Annotated in this window: 20 protein-coding genes; 18 read left to right on the top strand and 2 right to left on the bottom strand. The window is 42.9% G+C overall.

The genetic code is table 11. The features are described 5' to 3' along the window. Window positions 1-46 precede the first annotated feature (46 nt). From FD05_RS09330 to recN, 7 genes are read left to right on the top strand one after another with little or no spacing between them, the layout of a single operon-like run. Window positions 47-913 (top strand): bifunctional methylenetetrahydrofolate dehydrogenase/methenyltetrahydrofolate cyclohydrolase, encoded by an 867-nt coding sequence (locus FD05_RS09330; protein WP_020280197.1) that lies wholly within the window; start codon window positions 47-49, stop codon window positions 911-913. Then, window positions 903-2,246, top strand: coding sequence for an exodeoxyribonuclease VII large subunit (xseA, locus tag FD05_RS09325; protein WP_020280198.1), 1,344 nt, complete (start codon window positions 903-905; stop codon window positions 2,244-2,246). The genes FD05_RS09330 and xseA overlap by 11 nt, the downstream gene beginning before the upstream one ends. A 1-nt stretch (window position 2,247) precedes the next feature. After that, a complete protein-coding gene (locus tag FD05_RS09320) occupies window positions 2,248-2,514 on the top strand; it encodes an exodeoxyribonuclease VII small subunit (protein WP_020280199.1) in 267 nt (88 codons plus the stop codon). Then, window positions 2,495-3,388, top strand: coding sequence for a polyprenyl synthetase family protein (locus tag FD05_RS09315; RefSeq protein WP_020280200.1), 894 nt, complete (start codon window positions 2,495-2,497; stop codon window positions 3,386-3,388). Before FD05_RS09320 ends, FD05_RS09315 begins: the two co-directional genes overlap by 20 nt. 1 nt (window position 3,389) lies before the next feature. Further along, window positions 3,390-4,205 carry a TlyA family RNA methyltransferase gene (locus tag FD05_RS09310; RefSeq protein WP_020280201.1) on the top strand — a complete coding sequence of 272 codons (816 nt, stop codon included), beginning with the start codon at window positions 3,390-3,392 and terminating at the stop codon, window positions 4,203-4,205. A gap of 38 nt (window positions 4,206-4,243) precedes the next feature. Further along, window positions 4,244-4,702, top strand: coding sequence for an arginine repressor (locus FD05_RS09305; protein WP_020280202.1), 459 nt, complete (start codon window positions 4,244-4,246; stop codon window positions 4,700-4,702). A gap of 22 nt (window positions 4,703-4,724) precedes the next feature. Beyond that, entirely contained in the window at window positions 4,725-6,425 is a 1,701-nt protein-coding gene (gene recN / locus FD05_RS09300; protein WP_020280203.1) for a DNA repair protein RecN, read from the top strand. A gap of 63 nt (window positions 6,426-6,488) precedes the next feature. Here the strand turns inward: recN and FD05_RS09295 are convergent, their stop codons facing one another. Beyond that, window positions 6,489-6,794, bottom strand: coding sequence for a hypothetical protein (locus FD05_RS09295; RefSeq protein ID WP_039932324.1), 306 nt, complete (start codon window positions 6,792-6,794; stop codon window positions 6,489-6,491). Window positions 6,795-6,957: 163 nt separating this feature from the next. Here FD05_RS09295 and gmk point away from each other — a divergent pair, with 163 nt between their 5' ends. The 11 genes from gmk to FD05_RS09240 all read left to right on the top strand — a co-directional run bounded on the left by gmk (window position 6,958) and on the right by FD05_RS09240 (window position 18,973). Further along, a complete protein-coding gene (gene gmk, locus FD05_RS09290) occupies window positions 6,958-7,572 on the top strand; it encodes a guanylate kinase (protein WP_039932325.1) in 615 nt (204 codons plus the stop codon). Window position 7,573: 1 nt separating this feature from the next. Beyond that, window positions 7,574-7,786, top strand: a complete 213-nt coding sequence (rpoZ, locus tag FD05_RS09285) for a DNA-directed RNA polymerase subunit omega (protein WP_020280206.1) — start codon at window positions 7,574-7,576, stop codon at window positions 7,784-7,786. A gap of 167 nt (window positions 7,787-7,953) precedes the next feature. After that, the gene (gene coaBC / locus FD05_RS09280; RefSeq protein ID WP_020280207.1) at window positions 7,954-9,159 is read left to right on the top strand and encodes a bifunctional phosphopantothenoylcysteine decarboxylase/phosphopantothenate--cysteine ligase CoaBC; all 1,206 of its coding nucleotides are present in this window, start codon (window positions 7,954-7,956) and stop codon (window positions 9,157-9,159) included. Window positions 9,160-9,177: 18 nt separating this feature from the next. Further along, the gene (gene priA / locus FD05_RS09275; RefSeq protein WP_039932327.1) at window positions 9,178-11,577 is read left to right on the top strand and encodes a primosomal protein N'; all 2,400 of its coding nucleotides are present in this window, start codon (window positions 9,178-9,180) and stop codon (window positions 11,575-11,577) included. A 27-nt stretch (window positions 11,578-11,604) separates the two neighbouring features. Beyond that, complete coding sequence (gene fmt / locus FD05_RS09270; RefSeq protein WP_020280209.1) at window positions 11,605-12,549, top strand: methionyl-tRNA formyltransferase; 945 nt, start codon at window positions 11,605-11,607, stop codon at window positions 12,547-12,549. Further along, a complete protein-coding gene (gene rsmB / locus FD05_RS09265; protein WP_056938585.1) occupies window positions 12,550-13,881 on the top strand; it encodes a 16S rRNA (cytosine(967)-C(5))-methyltransferase RsmB in 1,332 nt (443 codons plus the stop codon). It begins immediately after the preceding gene. Between the two features lie 14 nt (window positions 13,882-13,895). Then, window positions 13,896-14,645 carry a Stp1/IreP family PP2C-type Ser/Thr phosphatase gene (locus tag FD05_RS09260; RefSeq protein WP_020280212.1) on the top strand — a complete coding sequence of 250 codons (750 nt, stop codon included), beginning with the start codon at window positions 13,896-13,898 and terminating at the stop codon, window positions 14,643-14,645. Then, window positions 14,638-16,686, top strand: a complete 2,049-nt coding sequence (gene pknB / locus FD05_RS09255; RefSeq protein ID WP_020280213.1) for a Stk1 family PASTA domain-containing Ser/Thr kinase — start codon at window positions 14,638-14,640, stop codon at window positions 16,684-16,686. The genes FD05_RS09260 and pknB overlap by 8 nt, the downstream gene beginning before the upstream one ends. A 68-nt stretch (window positions 16,687-16,754) precedes the next feature. Then, window positions 16,755-17,645, top strand: coding sequence for a ribosome small subunit-dependent GTPase A (rsgA, locus tag FD05_RS09250; RefSeq protein WP_039932329.1), 891 nt, complete (start codon window positions 16,755-16,757; stop codon window positions 17,643-17,645). Between the two features lie 11 nt (window positions 17,646-17,656). Further along, window positions 17,657-18,310 (top strand): ribulose-phosphate 3-epimerase, encoded by a 654-nt coding sequence (gene rpe, locus FD05_RS09245; RefSeq protein WP_020280215.1) that lies wholly within the window; start codon window positions 17,657-17,659, stop codon window positions 18,308-18,310. Further along, entirely contained in the window at window positions 18,311-18,973 is a 663-nt protein-coding gene (locus FD05_RS09240; protein ID WP_020280216.1) for a thiamine diphosphokinase, read from the top strand. Between the two features lie 100 nt (window positions 18,974-19,073). Here FD05_RS09240 and rpmB read toward each other — a convergent pair whose 3' ends face one another. Then, on the bottom strand, window positions 19,074-19,259 hold the full coding sequence (gene rpmB / locus FD05_RS09235; RefSeq protein WP_008856832.1) for a 50S ribosomal protein L28: 186 nt from the start codon (window positions 19,257-19,259) through the stop codon (window positions 19,074-19,076). Window positions 19,260-19,369 lie beyond the last annotated feature (110 nt).

Raw genomic sequence — 19,369 nt, 5'->3', positions numbered from 1 at the left:
TACATATGATTTGTTAACAATGAAAATATAAAGGAGCGGTTTCTAAATGGCAACAATTATTGATGGAAAAGCATTGGCAAAGAAGTTAAACTCACAGACGAGTGAGCGGGTTAAGCAGCTCCAAGATCAAAATGGAATCACTCCTGGTTTAGTCGTCATCATTGTTGGTACGGATCCAGCGAGTCAACGATATGTTAGAAATAAGCATCGTACAGCAAAACGATTGGGAATCTACTCAATCGTCAGAGAGCTCCCAGACACAATTTCACAAGACGAATTGTTGAAAATTGTTCAGGAGTATAACGCAGATCCTAAAATCACCGGTATTTTGGTGCAGGATCCACTTCCCAAGCAAATTAATGAAAAGCAAATTACGCGTTCAATTTTACCTGAAAAAGATGTTGACGGTTTTCATCCCATTAACGTTGGTAAATTGTATTTAAATGACTCAACTAAATATCCAGTGGCATGTACGCCCAAGGGTGTGATGACAATGTTCAAAGAATATAATATCGACTTAAAGGGTAAAGACGTTGTGATGATCGGTCGAAGTGCAATTGTTGGTAAACCGATGGCCGCCTTGATGTTAAATGCCGGGGCTTCGGTTTCAATTCTGCATCTTTTAACTAAAGATATTACTCAATATACTAAGAATGCTGATGTGATCGTTTCAGCAACTGGCAGTCTTCATACGGTCACTAAAAATGATGTGAAACCTGGTGCGGTTGTGATTGATGTTGGTCAGAATATTAATGAAGAAGGTCATTTGGTTGGCGATACTGACTATGATGATTTGTTCGATAAAGTTTCTTACATTACACCAGTTCCCGGTGGTGTTGGCCCAATGACAATTGCAACTTTAATGCAGCAGACTGTTGATTTAGCAGAATGGAGCCTTGAAAGTGGCCAATGATTATCTAACTGTTAGCGCCTTAACAAAATATATAAAAAGAAAATTCGATGTTGATCCGTATTTAACTAAGGTATACCTCACTGGGGAAATTTCCAACTTTCGGTTGCGGCCAAATGCCCATCAATATTTCAGTTTGAAGGATGACAACGCCAAGATTAGTGCGATCATGTTCAAGTCTGCGTTTAACCGGATAAAATTTACGCCCGAGGAAGGGATGAAAGTCTTAGTTGTTGGCCATATTTCAGTTTATGAGCCGAGTGGAAGTTACCAGATATACGTTGAACAAATGGAACCAGATGGTGTCGGCCAACTTTACCAGGCTTACGAACAGCTTAAGAAAAAGCTGTCTGGTGAAGGGTTGTTTAACTTGCCTAAAAAGCCGCTCAAACAATTTCCAAAGCGGATTGCGGTTGTGACATCACCTAGTGGTGCGGTTATCCGTGATATTATCACGACCGTCCGACGACGATATCCAATTGCTCAAATTGTGCTGTTTCCCGCATTGGTGCAAGGAACTGAGGCCAGTGCCGATATTGTTCAACAAATTGAGCGGGTCAATCAGGATGGCAGTTTTGACACATTGATTGTTGGCCGTGGTGGTGGCTCAATTGAAGATTTGTGGCCATTTAATGAAGAAAACGTTGCCAGAGCAATTGTGGCCAGCAAAATTCCCGTGATTTCATCCGTGGGTCATGAAACTGATACCACAATTGCGGATTTGGTTGCTGATGTCCGTGCCGCCACACCAACTGCAGCTGCTGAGTTGGCAGTTCCTCGTTTGGACCAAGTATTGGTTGATTTGAAGACCACTCAAAATCGAATTGTTAATGCAACTTATCAGGTGATTCAGGCTGATCAGCTTCGATTGAAGCGTTTACGACAATCGACTGTTTTCACCTCACCACAACGAATTTACGAAACGTTTTCCCAACGGCTGGATTTATTAACTCAGCGGTTATATAACCAAGCTGATAAAATTACCGGCAAACGTAAGGAGCGTTTTGCTGACTTGAAGATGAGACTGCGATTGGTCGCACCGACGTATACCATCAAAGAGCAGCAACAAAAATTATCAACTTTGCAGGGCCGACTCAATCGAGCAACCACTCAGAACATGAGAAATGTTCAGCAACATTATCAGATGCTGGTTGGTTCACTCGATCATTTGAGCCCTTTGAAGATCCTCAGTCGAGGTTATACGTATACCACAGATGAGCAAGGACATTTTGTTAAACGGGTGGCCGATTTGGATAGTCAAACCATCGATGTTCATTTTACTGATGGCACTGTTAACGCATCTGTAAACAAAATTAACCGCAAGAAGGAGAAATAACATGGCTGATACACAAAATAACAAAACTTTCGAGGAAAAAATGACTGAGTTGGAAACGATTGTCAATCAACTTGAGCAGGGCAACGTTTCGCTTGAAGAATCAATGGACAAATTTAAAATTGGCATCAAATTAAGCGAACAACTTCAAGACACCTTGACCAAGGCAGAACATACGATGGCCAAAATGATGGATAAAGATGGCAACGAGGTTAACTTTGAAGCGCCTAAAGATGAGAAGAGTGATAGTAATGGCAACCAAGCTGACTGACTTTGAAAATTTATGGATCCCTAAAATTAATCATGTGTTAGCAAATGAAATCACCCAAGATACTGACCAAACAACCCTGGCAGCCGCCATGAACTACTCAGTCAACGCCGGCGGGAAACGTTTGCGGCCATTGTTGACGCTGGCAGTGTTAACCAGTCTTGGTGACAAAATTGACCATACGGTGTTAAAGACCAGCTGTGCACTAGAACTAATGCACTCCTATTCACTGATTCACGATGATTTACCTGCCATGGATAACGACGATTTACGACGTGGAAAGCCCACTAACCATGTTAAATTTGGTGCTGGGATGGCAACTTTGGCAGGCGATGGGTTACAACCACTGGCTTTTCAGTGGCTAGTTGATAATGATTTGGATAATGAGACGCAAGCCGAACTGACATTGGCGCTCGCAAAAGCAGCGGGGCCCCACGGGATGGTGTCCGGTCAGGCTGATGACATTGAATTTGAAGGCACCCGATTGTCCTTGGAAGGTCTGCAAAAATTAGACCGTAACAAGACTGGTGCTCTGATTCGCTATGCCGTGGAAGCTGGCTTGATCATGGGACGCGTCATCCCCGAAAAACGCCAGTCATTATTGACATTTGCGGAAAAATTTGGAGAGGCTTACCAGATTTACGATGACATTTTAGATGTTGTCGGAACTGAAGCTGAAATCGGTAAGCCGGTTCATCAAGATGCCGGCAAGAACACCTATCCAAATCTTGTTGGTTTGGATCAATCTTACGAAATGCTTCACGAAACCATCCAACAAGCTCAACAGGCACTTCAAACGGCGGGTGAGGAATTATCAATTGATACCAACTTGTTAAATGATTTTACAAGTTATTTTAAAAATGAGGACGAGAAGTAATATGGAAAAGCAACGAGTCGATGTATTGTTAGTAACTCAGGGGTTATTTGACACCCGTGAAAAAGCAAAGCGGGCTGTAATGGCTGGAGAAATCTTAGGGGATAATGAAGAACGGCTGGATAAACCTGGAACTAAAATTCCAGTGGATACCGATTTGCATCTCAAGGGTAAGCCAATGCCTTATGTAAGCCGTGGCGGCTTAAAACTTGAAAAAGCATTAAAGGTATTCAATCTTGACGTCAAAGGAATGACGGTCCTTGATATTGGGTCATCAACCGGTGGTTTTACCGATGTCATGCTGCAAAACGGTGCCAAGCTAAGTTATGCCCTAGATGTCGGCAGTAATCAACTCGTTTGGAAGCTGCGGGAAGACCCCCGCGTGGTTGTGATGGAACACACCAATTTCCGTTACAGCAAGTTAGCTGATTTTACCCATGGGCAACCTGAATTTGCCTCAATTGATGTTTCCTTCATCTCACTGGAATTAATTTTGCCACCATTAAAAAACATTATTAAGAAAAATGGTCATGTAGTCGCTTTGATCAAGCCACAATTTGAGGCTGGTAAATCAAATGTTGGTAAACACGGCATCGTTAAAGATCCCGCAGTGCATAAAATGGTACTTGAAAAGATCTTGAATTTTGCGGTTGCCAACGGATATTCCGTTCAGAACCTTGATTTCTCACCAATTAAAGGTGGTGCTGGGAATATCGAATTCCTAGTCGAACTGGAATCTGACGATGAACCACGCATGTCAGCAAATGTTTCGATTGAAAAAGTCATTGAGAACGCTTATTCTGAGTTAAAGGGATCATAATCTGTATTTTTATTCAATTTACTATTGGGGGTGTATTCATGCGCAAAAAAGAACGCCAAAGATTGATTAAACAATTACTTACAAGTAATAATATTCAAAGACAGGAGGACTTTGTTTCATTGTTGGATAAACAGGGAATCAAAGTTACTCAAGCCACTGTTTCTCGAGACATTAAGGATATGCAGCTGGTCAAAGTTCCATCCGTTACTGGTGGTTATCGATACAGTCTGCCAACCCAGAAAAACATTGATACTGAAAAGAAACTTGTTCAAACGATTCGGGATTCTTTTGTGTCGGTTGATTCTCAGGACAAACTCGTTTTTATGAAGGTTTTACCCGGAAGCGGTCCAGTCATTTCAAGTTTGATGTATCAAATGAACTACAGTGGGATTTTTGGCACCCTTGGCGATGACAATACAGTTTTAATTATTGGAAAAACAGATGAGGATGCCGTTAACGTTCGCAACCAGATTAACAATATGCTGGGCACCGATTAGCAGTCATTGAGAGGTTTAATCCATGTTACTAGAATTATCAATTACAGATTTTGCAATCATTGAACATTTAGATATTGATTTCCAGGCAGGGATGACCGTCTTAACGGGTGAAACTGGTGCTGGTAAATCAATTATCATCGATGCCGTGGGGCTCCTGGTTGGTGGACGGGGGTCACACGACCTTATTCGTACTGGAGCGACCAAGGCCGTCATCCAGGGAAACTTTATTTTGCATGATGACAACCCAACTTACAGTGTGCTGGATGATTTGGGTATCGATCACAGCGATGGGAATGTGATTATCGAACGGGTTATCTTCGCTAATGGCAGAAATAGTTGCCGGGTCAACGGGATCATGGTTAACATTGCCACCTTGAAGCGCATTGGTGAAACGATTGTTGACATTCAAGGTCAAAATGACCATCAAGAACTCATGCGTCCAGAACGCCATATTCAGTTATTGGATGATTTTGCTGAAGATGAACTGACACCTGTGCTGGAATCTTATCAAGAAAAATACGATCAGTTCATCAAGCTGCGTAATCTTAATGAAAAAAAACACCAAAACGAAAAAGAATGGGCCCAACGCGTCGATATGCTGAAATTCCAAATCAAAGAAATTGAAGCTGCGGATCTTCATGAGAACGAAGATACCAATTTGGTTGCCGAAAGAGACCGTTTGAATAATTTCCAAAAAATTCATGATGCATTATTGGCCAGCTATGAAGGTATTAACGGCGATGAGGATGCCACTGGATCAATTGATTCGATTGGTTCGGCAATGAGTTCAATGCAGGATATTGAAGATTTGGATCCGGAGTACAAAACGATCTCTGATAATCTGTCTGGGGCTTTCTTTGCCTTGCAAGATGTCGCCAGTCAGATTTCAGATCAATTAAATAATCTCGAGTTCGACCAGGATCGTTTGGATCAAGTTGAGCAGCGTTTGAACACCATTTATCAGTTAAAGCACAAGTATGGGGATTCAGTTGCGCAAATTTTAGCATACTTAGCTAAAATCAAGCAGGAACTCAAACAAATGTCTGGAGATGCCGAAGCTAACGATGATTTGGATAAACAGTTGGCTGAAATTAAAGCAGTTTTGATTAAGTCAGCTACCAAAATGACTGATATTCGTCACCGTTGGGCTAAAAAGCTTGAAGAAGCTGTCCATCAACAACTTTCCGATCTATATATGGATAAGGCTGTCTTTGAAGTCAACATTCAGCAGAACCGGGCACTAAATCGCCTCGGCGCAGATCGAGTTGAATTTTACATTCAAACCAATCCGGGCGAAAAAATGCTGCCATTGGTTAAATCAGCATCCGGTGGGGAGTTGTCACGGATCATGCTGGCATTGAAGACAATGTTCGCTAAAGCGGCTGGCGTCACCTCAATCATTTTTGATGAAGTCGACACGGGTGTATCGGGTCGCGTTGCTCAGGCGATTGGTAACAAAATTTATACCATTTCTCAAAAGTCCCAAGTTTTATGTATTACGCATTTACCGCAGGTGGCAGCAATGAGCGATCACCACTACTTTATTGAAAAACAAGTCTCGGATAATCGAACGACAACGACCATCACCGAGTTAACCACGGCCCAAAGCGTCGCTGAGATATCTCGAATGTTATCTGGAACTGCAATTACCAAATTAACTAAAGAACATGCCAGCGAATTGCTGAAGCTGGCTGATGAAGAGAAACAAAAAATTAAGGCATAACAAAAATAGGGGAGCCAGCGCTTTACAGCGTGGTTCCCCTTAAATATTACCTGAAACGGTGATTTAATATTTTCGAATTGCTTTAATTTCAGCCACCCGAATGATCCGAGTTAACCGATTATCATCTGACGTGAGTAAATATCGATCATCTGAAATTTTGGATAAGTATCCGGATTGTTCAACGTCTTGATCATTGAATTCAATTGTGACTGGAAAGTTGTTTTCAAGTGTTTGCTTGATAAAGTAGTTAATCTGGAAGGTTGGCATTTGCTTGATCTGACGAGTGTTCCGAACGATTTCAAAGAAGCGGTCATAGTTGTTGATAAACGTCTTGGTAATTTCTGATAGATATGATTGTTTGTTTTGCATTTTGTTCACCCCGAACATTTGTTTGTGCTTTCATTATACGAACATTCGTTCTAAAACGCAACCCCTAAATTCAAATTCTTTATCCAGGTGACCAGGACTTGTCAAATCACCTAAAAAGCGCGATAATAGCAGGTATTACAAAATAATTGAAGGGATTTTTTCGATGGCTAAAAGAGGAATGTTGATTGTTTTATCAGGACCGTCCGGCGTTGGTAAGGGAACGGTACGAAAAGCGTTATTTGAGGAGCCGGATGTCGATTTTGAATACTCGACTTCAATGACGACCAGAAAGCCGCGCCCTGGTGAAAAAAATGGTGTCGATTATTATTTTGTTTCTAAAGAGCAGTTCGAAGAGAACATTCAGAATGGTGAAATGCTCGAATACGCCAAGTATGTTGACAACTACTACGGTACGCCATTAAAATATGTTAATGAGACCTTGGAAGCCGGCAAAGACGTTTTTCTTGAAATCGAAGTTAACGGTGCCATGCAGGTTCGAGCCAATGTACCTGATGCTGTCTTTGTCTTCTTAACCCCACCAGATTTGATGGAGTTAAAACATCGGTTAGTTGGTCGTGGAACCGACAAGATGGATGTCATTAACAAACGAATCAAGAAGGCCGTTAATGAAATCAGTATGATGCGAAACTATGATTATGCTGTTTTGAATGACAAGGTGCCTTTGGCCGTTGACCGAATCAAGTCAATTATTAGAAGTGAACGATTAAAAGTCGCTCGGGTCATGCCCGATTATGAATCAATGTTAGGAGATAAATAATATGTTACTTTACCCATCTGTTGATAAATTGTTAGATAAGATTGATTCCCGTTATTCATTAATTGCCCTTGCCAGCAAACGTGCACATGAATTAGATGCTGGTGCTAAGCCATTATTGGATAGCTATAAATCACAAAAGTCAGTTGGAAAAGCTTTGGAAGAAATTGCTGCTGGCGTTTTGAAGATTGATCCTAAAGCAAAAGACTTTGAATAATAATTACTAATGAAGGGACTGAGGCAAAACAAATGTTTTGTCTTCAGTCTTTTTTTCATGAAAATGTCAGCTATTCATGCAAATCACAGAACTTTCAAGGCACTCGTCGTTTTTATCTCGCCTAGATTTGGTACAATAAAAGAGGAAATCTGAAACGAGGTGGAAAAATGTTTCGAAATAAAAATGTTGCCGTCTTTGTGACAGGCAGTATTGCAGTTTACAAGTCTTTGACGCTGGTTCGTGAATTGGTCAAGAGCCAGAACACGGTCCACGTCATTATGAGTGAAGCTGCGCAAAAATTTGTGACACCACTGGCATTTCAAACTGTCAGTAAAAATAAAGTCTTAACTAACGATTTTACCAGTAGTGATCCGACAATCATTCCACATGTCAACATGGCTGACACGGCTGATTTGGCAATTGTTGCTCCGGCATCTGCCAATACAATTGCTAAAATGGCTAACGGGATTGCTGATAACATGGTCACTTCCACCTTATTAACGATGACAAGTCCGGTATTTGTGGTGCCTGCCATGAACACCCACATGCTGACTAACTTTGCCACCCAGCGAAACATTGATGAACTTAAAACTGCAGGCATTCATGTCATGGAACCGGCAGAAGGATTCCTTGCTGAAGGATACTCTGGTAAAGGCCGCATGCCGGAACCAGACGAAATTCTCAGTTGGATCGATGTGTCAGCAGCGGCTACCGGTCCGCTTGCTGGCAAAAAGGTTGTTGTCACTGCTGGGGGCACCCGCGAGCCACTTGATCCTGTCCGATACTTGACTAATCATTCCTCAGGGAAAATGGGCTTTGCCATTGCCACTGCAGCCCGACAAGCAGGTGCGGAAGTGACACTAATCGCAGCAAACCCACAGATTACCCCTCCAGAAGGGATTCAACTGGTTAAAGTGGAAACGGCTGCGGAATTATTAGCAGCAGTTAAAGCTCAGTTTAAAAATGCCGATATCCTGGTCATGGCGGCGGCAGTTGCCGATTATCGCCCTGCCGAAGTTGCCAAGAAGAAAATTAAAAAAACGGCCGACAATCAAACCATGTCATTGGAACTGGTTCGAAACCCAGATATCCTAAAAGAGATTTCGACAATCAAGCAAGCGAACCAAATTGTTGTCGGTTTTGCTGCTGAAACCAATGATTTAATCGCCAACGCCGAGAAAAAGATTAAGTCCAAAAACTTAGATTTAATTGTCGCCAATGATGTTTCACAAGCTGGAATTGGTTTCAACGCAGACGACAATCAAGTGACCTTCTTATTTGCCGACGGTCGGCAAATCAAAACGACCATTGAAAGTAAGAGCAAGGTTGCCAGCCAATTGATTGATATTATTTCAAACAAACTTCAGAAATAAATGAAAGGAGAATCTGCCTTGCAGGTTGCTCAAGTAATTGTTGACGTGCCAACACGCCAAACCAATAGTCCGTTCAGTTACTCGATTCCGGATCATTTGGCTGATCAAATTCAACCCGGCATGCGAGTGCAGGTTCCTTTTGGTCACCGAAAAATTACCGGATTCATTGTTGGAATTACTGATAGTTCCAGTTTTGATGGGAAATTAAAACCAATTGCGGATCTCATCGACCTGTATCCGGTCATCAATCCTGAGCTGCTCGACCTGGCTCAGTGGTTGGCAGATCAAACATACTCATTTAAAATCAGCTGCCTGCAGACAATGTTGCCTGGCGGGATGCGGACCAAAAGCAAAAAGAAATTAATTGCTAAAAACCAACAAATTTGTGCTAAGTATCCTGAAATCTTCCATGGCGAGCCTGAAATTGAATATGATCGGCAACAATTTGATAATCAGACTTTGGCGGAAATCTTGAAACTTCAAAAAATGGGTGACATTCGCGTAGAGTATAATTTAACGAATCACGCTCGCCCGATTATGTTAAAAGCTTATTCAGGCAATCTGGATCAGCAGGAAATTCAAGCGGCCCTCAAGACTGTTCGCAAGAATGCGATTGGCCAAATTAAGTTGTTAAAAACGTTGTCACAACATCCAAACGATACACTATTACTCACTAAGTGGGAATCGATGGGGGTGACTGCCGGCACGCTTAAAACTGCCGAAAAGAAAGGTTGGGTTTCCGCCACTTTAAAGCGTCACGTGCGTAACCCATTTTTAAGAGAGGTGGCGCCTACTAAGCCATTTGAACTCCAACCTGATCAGCAAAAGGCGGTTAGTTCAATTGAAAAAGCTGTTTCCCAGAAAAAAGACCAGGTCTTCCTTCTTGAGGGGGTCACTGGATCTGGCAAGACGGAAGTCTATCTTCAATCAATTGCGCATGCACTGGCGATGGGGCGAACAGCTTTAATGTTGGTCCCAGAAATTACCTTGACCCCTCAAATTGTCGGCAGAATCCGAAGCCGTTTCGGTGATCAGGTCGCAATGCTTCATAGCGCGATGTCCAGTGGTGAACGTTATGATGAATGGCAGCGGATCAATCAGGGTAAAGCGAAGGTTGTGGTTGGTGTCCGTTCGGCCGTCTTTGCGCCTCTAACCAATATTGGTCTGATCATTATGGATGAGGAGCACGATAGCAGTTATAAACAGGCTGACAATCCGCGCTACCAAACCCGTGATGTTGCCAAATGGCGGGCTGCTTACAATCATTGCCCAGTTGTCCTGGGAAGTGCCACCCCTTCTCTGGAATCCCGTGCACGGGCAATGAAAGGCGTTTACACACTGCTCAGTCTCCCACACCGGATCAATCAGCACGCATTACCACACGTTTCGATTATTGACATGAAAACCGAGATGGCCAAACACCATAGTGCATTATCGACAAAACTGGCGGATGCCATTCAGGTCCGGTTGGACAAACATGAACAGGTGATCTTACTATTAAATCGCCGTGGTTATTCAGCATTCTTGATGTGTCGGGATTGTGGTTACGTCCCAAGATGTCCCAACTGTGATATTTCACTAACGATGCACAAAGATACCCACACGCTGAATTGCCATTACTGTGGCCACAAAGAGCCGGTACCAACGGTTTGTCCTAAATGTCATAGCAAGCGGATCCGCTTTTATGGCATGGGAAGTCAGCAGTTGGAAGAACAGGTCAAAAATATGTTCCCAACCGCCCGAGTTTTGAGAATGGACGTTGATACCACTCGCAAAAAGGGCTCGCATGAAGCGATCATTGACAAGTTTGGTGCCCATAAAGCAGATATCTTGTTGGGAACTCAAATGATTGCAAAAGGGCTGGATTTCCCCGAAGTCACCTTAGTCGGGGTTCTGAATGCCGATTCTGCATTGCAATTCCCTGATTTTCGTTCCAGTGAACGCACTTTTGAACTGTTAACCCAGGTGTCAGGACGCTCGGGGCGAGCAGATAAAACCGGTGAAGTGATTATTCAAACCTTTAACCCGGATCACTATGCGATTCAGTTGGCAAAGACGCAGGACTACGAAAAGTTTTACGCAACTGAAATGCGGGTTCGTCATGACGGCAAATATCCACCATACTACTACACCGTTAAGCTCACTGGCAATTCACCCAGTGAGAACCAAACGGCCTCGGAAATGTTTGGGATCATGAATTTTTTGAAGAAAAATCTCTCTCCAAACGCAATCATTCTTGGTCCAACCCCAAAAACAATTACCAGAATTAACAATCATTATTACTATCAGATCATTATCAAATATCGTAAGGAGCCTCATTTAAAAGCCACTTTGGATGATATCTTGGTTCAATCGCAAAAGAAACAACGCCAGGGGCTTCAGATTGCGATTGATAATGAACCGCTTGATTTTATGTAATTTATAGTACGAAAGGAAACGATCAATTTGACGACAATCGTATTCATGGGAACACCGCAGTTTGCGGTGCCAATTCTACAAGGATTAATTGATAAACAATATGATATTTTATGCGTCGTGACTCAACCGGATCGACCGGTTGGGCGTAAACACAAGATTTCGCAGAGCCCGGTCAAACAAGCCGCGGTCAAGAATAACATTCCAGTCTTTCAACCGGAAAAATTAAGTGGCAGCCCGGAAATGCAGCGGGTGATTGATTTTCATCCAGACTTGATTGTCACGGCCGCTTACGGACAGTTTTTGCCATCAAAGATGCTAAACGCCGTTAAAGTTGCTTCTGTCAATGTCCATGGCTCATTACTTCCAAAGTATCGTGGCGGGGCACCCGTTCAGTATGCAATTATGAACGGTGACAAAGAAACCGGGATTAGTTTAATTTATATGGTTAAGAAGATGGATGCCGGCGATATTTTAGCCCAAAAAGCCATCAAGATTGAAGACGATGATGACACTGAGTCGATATTTGACAAGCTAAGTCTCGTTGGTCGTGATTTGTTGCTAGAGACATTACCGAAAGTGATTTCTGGGGATGTTTCACCAATGCCACAAGCGGAAGATCAAGTGGTCTTTTCGCCAACCATCAAGCCAGATGAGGAACAACTGGACTTTAGCCAAACCGCTTTTATGGTAAATGCTAAGATTCGGGCATTGTGCCCGGATCCAGTGGCTTATACAATGATGAATGGCAAACGAACCAAAATCTGGCGTGCCCAGGTAATTGATCAGCATACAGATTTAGTACCAGGTTCAGTCGTCGAAAAAACCAAGCACCAATTATTATTGTCAGCAGGGGATGGAACTGTTCTGTCGATTCAAGAAATTCAGCCCGCAGGCAAACCAAAACAACAGATTACAGACTACTTAAATGGGATTGGTCAGTCACTTAAAGTTGGCCAACAGGTGATTAAATAAATGAAATATACAACAAATAATCCACGCCAACTTGCCGTGATGACATTGGTTAGAACCAGCAATGGTTCATATTCAAATCTTCAAATTAACGCAGTGATTCAGTCAACTTCAATGGGTCCCGCCGATAAGGGCTTATTCACTAACATCGTGTACGGCGTGATTCAACATCGATTGACATTGGAATACAAATTGCGGCCATTCCTACGAGAACCTGAAAAGACCGAAACTTGGGTCAAGGAATTGCTCTATACTGCCATGTATCAATTGGAGTACTTAGATCGGGTTCCCAAGCGGGCAATTTTTGATGAAACCATCAAGATTGCCAAGGTGATGGGTCATGACGGGACCAGACGATTTGTGACCGGAATTCTTCATCAAATGGATCGCAAGGGAACTCCCAACTTGGATGATATCCAAGATGAAAAGACCCGCTTATCGATTGAATATAGTGTGCCAACCTGGTTGGTTGACATGCTTGAGGAGCAATTGGGTAAGGCCAAAGCTGCATCTATCTTGGCATCCCTCAACAAAGCTCCCAAACAGTCAGTTCGAGCCAATTTGGCGAAAATTTCTCAAGCAGATTTGCTGGCCGATCTCGCCAAAGATGGTTTCGATGCTGAACCAAGCAAGGTTTCCAGTGAAGGCATTATCATTAACGACGGTCAAATTATCCACAGTGATTTCTTTAGTGATGGCTTGCTAACCATTCAAGATGAAAGTGCCATGCTGCCTGTGGAATCGATGAAAATTGACCCGGCAGATAATATTTTGGATGCCTGCAGTGCCCCCGGCGGTAAAACGACACAGATTGCCAGTCGTTTGGAAGACGGAAAGGTTTTTGCCCTTGATATCCACAAAAAAAAGCTTAAAACGGTCCAACGAAATGCAACTCGTTTAGGAGTCTACAAAAAAGTTGAAACCTTCGAATTGGATGCCCGCAAAGTTGATACCAAGTTTGATGACGGCATGTTTGATTCAATCTTAGTTGATGCACCATGTTCCGGACTTGGACTATTGAGAAGGAAGCCTGAAATTCGTTACGACAAGACTGTCGCTGACATTAACCGTTTGAGTGAAATTCAGCTGCAAATTTTAAATGCTGTGTCTTCTAAAGTTAAAACTGGTGGTACTATTACATATAGTACGTGCACGATTGTCAAACAAGAAAACCAGGATGTTATCGCCAAGTTTATTAGCGAGAACCCAAATTTTGAAATTTCCAAGACCAAAACTGACAAGAATTTAAATCCAGATAGTGATATGGTTCAGATCTATCCCGATGACTATGATTCAGACGGATTCTTTGTTTGCTCTCTTACTCGGAAATCATAACGGAGTTGATCAATTTGCAAATTGCATATCAATCCTCGACTGGTAAAGTTCGTGATAAAAACGAAGATGCAGTCGGCGCATTTAAAAATCAAAATGGTTTGGTCCTAGCATTGATCACCGATGGTATCGGTGGCAACAATGCCGGTGAAGTCGCTTCTCAAATGGTGGTTACCCACATAGGAGAAGCCTTTGAAGCGACGGCAATTTCCAGCTTGGACAAAATTGAAACATGGTTTGAAAATCAGTTGGCTAAAGAAAACACCGCCATCATTGATGAATCCAATACCGATACCCGATTACATGGCATGGGGACAACCATTGTCGCTGCTTTGATTGATGGTAAACAAAGTCTCATCGCAAATATTGGTGACAGCCGCGGCTATGTCTATTCCAACGCCCAATTTACTCAGATCACCGAGGACCATTCCTATGTCAACGAATTGGTTAAACACGGCGATATTACGCCTGATCAAGCCAAAACCAATCCTTATAAGAATATTATTACCAAGAGCTTAGGAATCAACAGCGATTCTGCTGCTGACTTTAAACCCTACACCGCTCAACCTGGTGACCAAATCATGCTCTGCACCGATGGGCTAACCAACATGGTGGACGATTCTGACATCGAAAAGATTTTAGCAATGGATGAAGAACTGCAGTCGAAGTGCGACATGCTGGTTTCACTGGCTAACGAAAATGGTGGCCTGGATAACATCACCGTTTTAATTGCCAAGTACGATTCGGAGGTGACCGCCGATGAATAAGGGTTATGTATTAAATGGCCGATATGAAATCATCGGTCGCCTTGGTGAAGGCGGGATGGCCGATGTCTATTTGGCTGAAGATCTGATTTTAAAACGAAAAGTAGCCGTTAAATTACTGCGGTTGGATTTTCGAGACAACCCTAAAGCTAAAAAGCGATTTCAGCACGAGGCTATGGCGGCGACCCAACTTGATAATCCCCATATTGTGGGCATCTATGATGTCGATGAGGTTGAGGGGATGCAATATCTGGTCATGGAGTTCGTTGATGGTGAGGATTTAAAGAAGTACATCAAGGATAATTTTCCGATTCCTTACGCTGAAGTCGTTAACATCATGGAACAGATTTGCTCAGCTGTGAGTGAAGCTCATCGGCACAACATCATTCACCGTGATTTAAAACCACAAAATATATTAGTCGATAAACATGGCTACATTAAAATTACCGACTTTGGGATTTCCAGAGCCGGCACCGAAGACACCATGACACAGACCCGCTCAATTATTGGGTCAATTCATTATTTGTCTCCAGAACAAATCAAGGGTCAAATGGCCACTGCCCGTTCAGATATTTACTCATTGGGGATTATCCTCTATGAAATTTTAACCGGGAAAGTTCCTTTCAATGGGGACACGGCGGTTTCAATTGCAATTAAGCATTCTCAGACGCCAATGCCTTCAGTCAGGGACTTTGATCCGCGCATCCCACAAGCTATGGAAAACGTTGTTCTCAAAGCGACCGCCAAGAATCCTGATGACCGATATCAAACAGTCAATGAGATGGCGGCTGATCTGAACACGTCACTTGATAAATCTCGGGCCAATGAGCCTAAGTTTACCGTTGCGCCACCTGAGGACACTGTCAATGAAGCTACTCGGGTGATGCCGTTTAGTCCATTAGGTGAAAATCCGGCATCAGCAGATGCCGGTCCTGCCAAACAAAACTCAGAATCAGCAAACGCGGATCAAGCGAATCCTACCAAAAAAGCACCGAAAAAAAAGCGTCGTCGCCGATGGTTGATTATCGGTGGCATTGCTGGTGTCGTGTTGATTATTCTAGCATTCATTATGATTGTTTCGGCTAACGGCAAAACGACCGTTCCAGTTGTTTCAGGAACCTTGGAGACAGACGCGGAAGCTAAAATTAAAGCTGCCGATTTAACGGTTGGGACTGTTAAATATCAGAGTAGTGACAAAATTGACCGTCACCGAGTGATTCATTCCACCCCTAAAGAAGAGACCAAGGTTAAAAAGGGGACCAAAGTTAATTTAGTTGTCAGTTCCGGTCCTCGAAAGGTCCTCGTCGGTAATTATGTTGGCCAGGAATATGATGTTGTCAAACAGAAGCTTGAGGATGAGGGCTTCACAGTGCATAAACGAAATGCACCGTCGAGTTCATTTAGATCCGGGAGAATTCTCCAGCAGGATTTCCAGTCCGGCAAGCGATTCAATCCGGCTAATAAGACACTGACATTTATGGTTTCAACCGGTGTGAAGCGAATCACCCTGAAAGATTTGACGGGGATGACCAAAGCGCAAGTTGTTTCTTACTCGAACAAAGTGGAAATCAACCCGACCTTTGATTATGTATACTCAGACGATCAGCCAAAGGGGCGGGTCGTTCGTCAATCACCTAACGCCAACGAATCCATTCAACAGGGTGGTAACGTGGCCGTTTGGATTTCTCGTGGTCCTAAGAAAGATAGTTCAGATGAGTTGAAGAGCTTTAATGTTCGAATAACGATTCCATATCTGCAAAATACCAGTGCGGCAACTTCTGATTCCACATTGACAGAAAGTGGTGCCTCTGGTGAAGCATCTTCTGCAGACGATTCCAGCGGCTCAAATGAAAATGTTGTGTTGATCTATCTCAAAGACCATGACCACAGTCTTTCAAATGTTTACAAGCAGATGGTTATTACAAAAGATACCCAAGTCATTTTACCGTTCAAGCTGACTGGTAATGAAGTTGGCAAGTATAAAGTTGTTCGGGACGGTAAAACCATTATGCGTGACAACAACGTCACTTACGATTCACATTAATAATTACTGCAAATTAAAGTCACTTCTCTTATAATAAAAGGGAAGTGATTTTTTATCGAGGTGATCAATTGAAACAGGGAAAGATTTTTCAATCGTTGAGTGGTTTCTATGATGTTCACTCAGACGGTAAGATTTACAGAACGCGCGCCAGGGGGAATTTTCGGAAACGAAAGATTACACCATTAGTTGGTGATGACGTAGAGTTCCAAGTTGAAGATGAAGACAAAGGTTACATACTCAAAATGCTGCCACGGAAGAATTCGTTGGTCCGGCCGCCGATCGCCAATATCGACCAAGCAATTGTGGCCACGGCGACAACTCAACCGGAATTTTCTAGTAATTTGCTTGATCGACAGCTGATTGCATTGGAAATCAGTCATATCAAGCCAATTATCTATTTTACGAAAACTGATTTATTGGATGATCAACAATCCCAGTATTTTACAAAGTTAGCTGAAGATTATGCAAAAGTCCCATACGATGTGATTTTGCCTAAAAAAGCATTCGATGAAAAGTCGTTGGATCATTTACGCCAATTGTTTTCAGGAAAAGAAAATGTGATAATGGGACAGACTGGTGCCGGGAAATCGACACTTCTGAATCACTTAGCGCCTGACTTACAACTGGCGACTGGGGAGATTTCCACTGCGCTAAATCGTGGGAAACATACCACTCGAAAAGTTGCGTTGCTACGGGTGAACGATGGCTATATTGCCGACACCCCCGGATTCTCGTCTTATGACACGTTAGAGATCGATTACCGGGAATTGGCGAACTACTTCCCTGAGTTCAAGCGGGCAGCCGTTAAATGCCGTTTTCGTGGCTGTGTTCATGTTAATGAACCTGACTGCGAAGTGAAAAAAGAAGTGGCAAATGGTGAGATAATGCAGAGTCGATACGAAAATTATCTGCAGCTGTACACTGATATCAAAAACCGGAAACCAAATTATAAAAAGTGAGGAAGTTCATTATGATTAAAGTTGCGCCTTCAATTTTAAGTGCAGATTATGTTAATTTACAAAGGGATATCGAAAAAGTTGATAAAGGTGGGGCAGAAGTCCTACACATCGACATTATGGATGGTCAATTTGTACCGGCATTGTCATATGGTCCGGGATGGGTCAAAGCAATTCGTCCAATCACTGACATGACCCTTGATGTTCACATGATGGTTCAGTCACCCGAACGATTTGTTGACCAATTTGCCGATGCCGGCGCTGATATTATTGGGGTTCACGTTGAGGCAACACCACATATTCATCGGGCCCTTCAAATGATCAAGAATAAGGGCGTCAAGGCCGAAGTTGTGATCAACCCCGGCACTCCAGTGTCTGCGATCACGCCGGTCCTTTACATGGTTGACCAAGTGTTGGTCATGACTGTGAACCCAGGATTTGGCGGACAAAAGTTCCTGCCTGAAACCGTCAAGAAGATTGCCGAATTAAATGAAATCAAAAAATCAGAAGGCTTGGACTTCGATATTGAAATTGATGGTGGGGTCAATGAACACACAGTTGTTGGTGCCTATCAAGCAGGGGCAACTGTCGCCGTTGCCGGATCATACGTTTTTGACGCCGACGACCCAGTTAGCCGAATCAAAGCAATAAAGGATGCGACAAAATAAATGAAGATACTCAATCTATTGGTCGGCGGCCCGATTGACCTCTGGCCGGATGAATTAAAAAATGGCCAGGTAAAGGGTGATTGGATCGGTATTGATAGAGGCAATCTCCATTTGATTGACAAGGGGATTGATCCGTTGGTTGCAATCGGCGATTTCGATTCTCTTAAACCTGACGAACTTCAACTAGTCCGCGATCACATCAAAGACATCCGCCAGTCAATTCCAGAAAAAGACGACACCGATACCCAGCTGGGACTAAAAGTTGCCCTGCAGGAATACCATGCCGATCGACTTGACATATATGGTGCTACCGGTGGTCGGCTCGACCATTTTCTGGCAAACTTGTGGATGGTTTTGGAGCCTCGATTCAAGCCGTATGCGCCCAAAATTCGGATGATCGACAAGCAGAACACGATGACTTTCTTCTTACCAGGTGAATATCAGATCGCTAAAGAGCCAGATAAAAAGTATCTGGCATTTGTGGCATTGACCCCAATGGACCATCTAACCCTGTATGACGAAAAATACCGGTTGGATGATTATCAGGTCAAGCACCCAATGTCCTTAGCCAGTAATGAATTTGTCGGCGAGACTGCTAAGTTTAAGTTTGGCAGTGGGGTCATGTGTGTCATCCAAAGCAAAGATATTAACAGATTTAATTAAAAAAACAGCGGCAACGCTCAGGTCAACCAAAATGGTTGCTGAACATTGCCGCTGTTTGATTGTAATAAAAAAGATCGATTAGCATCGATCCAAGTTATTGCTATACACGGGTTACTTTACCTGATTTAAGTGTTCGGGCAGAAATCCAAACCTTCTTAGGCTTGCCATCAACAAGAATCCGAACTTTTTGCAAATTTGGCTTCCAGCTGCGACGGCTTGAGTTTAAAGCGTGTGAACGTTTGTTACCAAAGTGGGTACGCTTACCGTTAATAAAATCCTTTGCCATGGGTAACAAATCTCCCTTCTCTTTGATTTTAGTGTTAAAGTCTGTTTCATTACACTAGAATAATTTATCATAGATACATTGATATTGCAATACTTTTCTTTCAAGTAATT

It is taken from the genome of Lentilactobacillus otakiensis DSM 19908 = JCM 15040, assembly GCF_001434145.1.
GTDB classification, from domain to species: Bacteria; Bacillota; Bacilli; order Lactobacillales; family Lactobacillaceae; genus Lentilactobacillus; species Lentilactobacillus otakiensis.
Note: the sequence above shows the minus strand (reverse complement) of the source record. Positions and strands in the feature narration are given on the sequence as shown.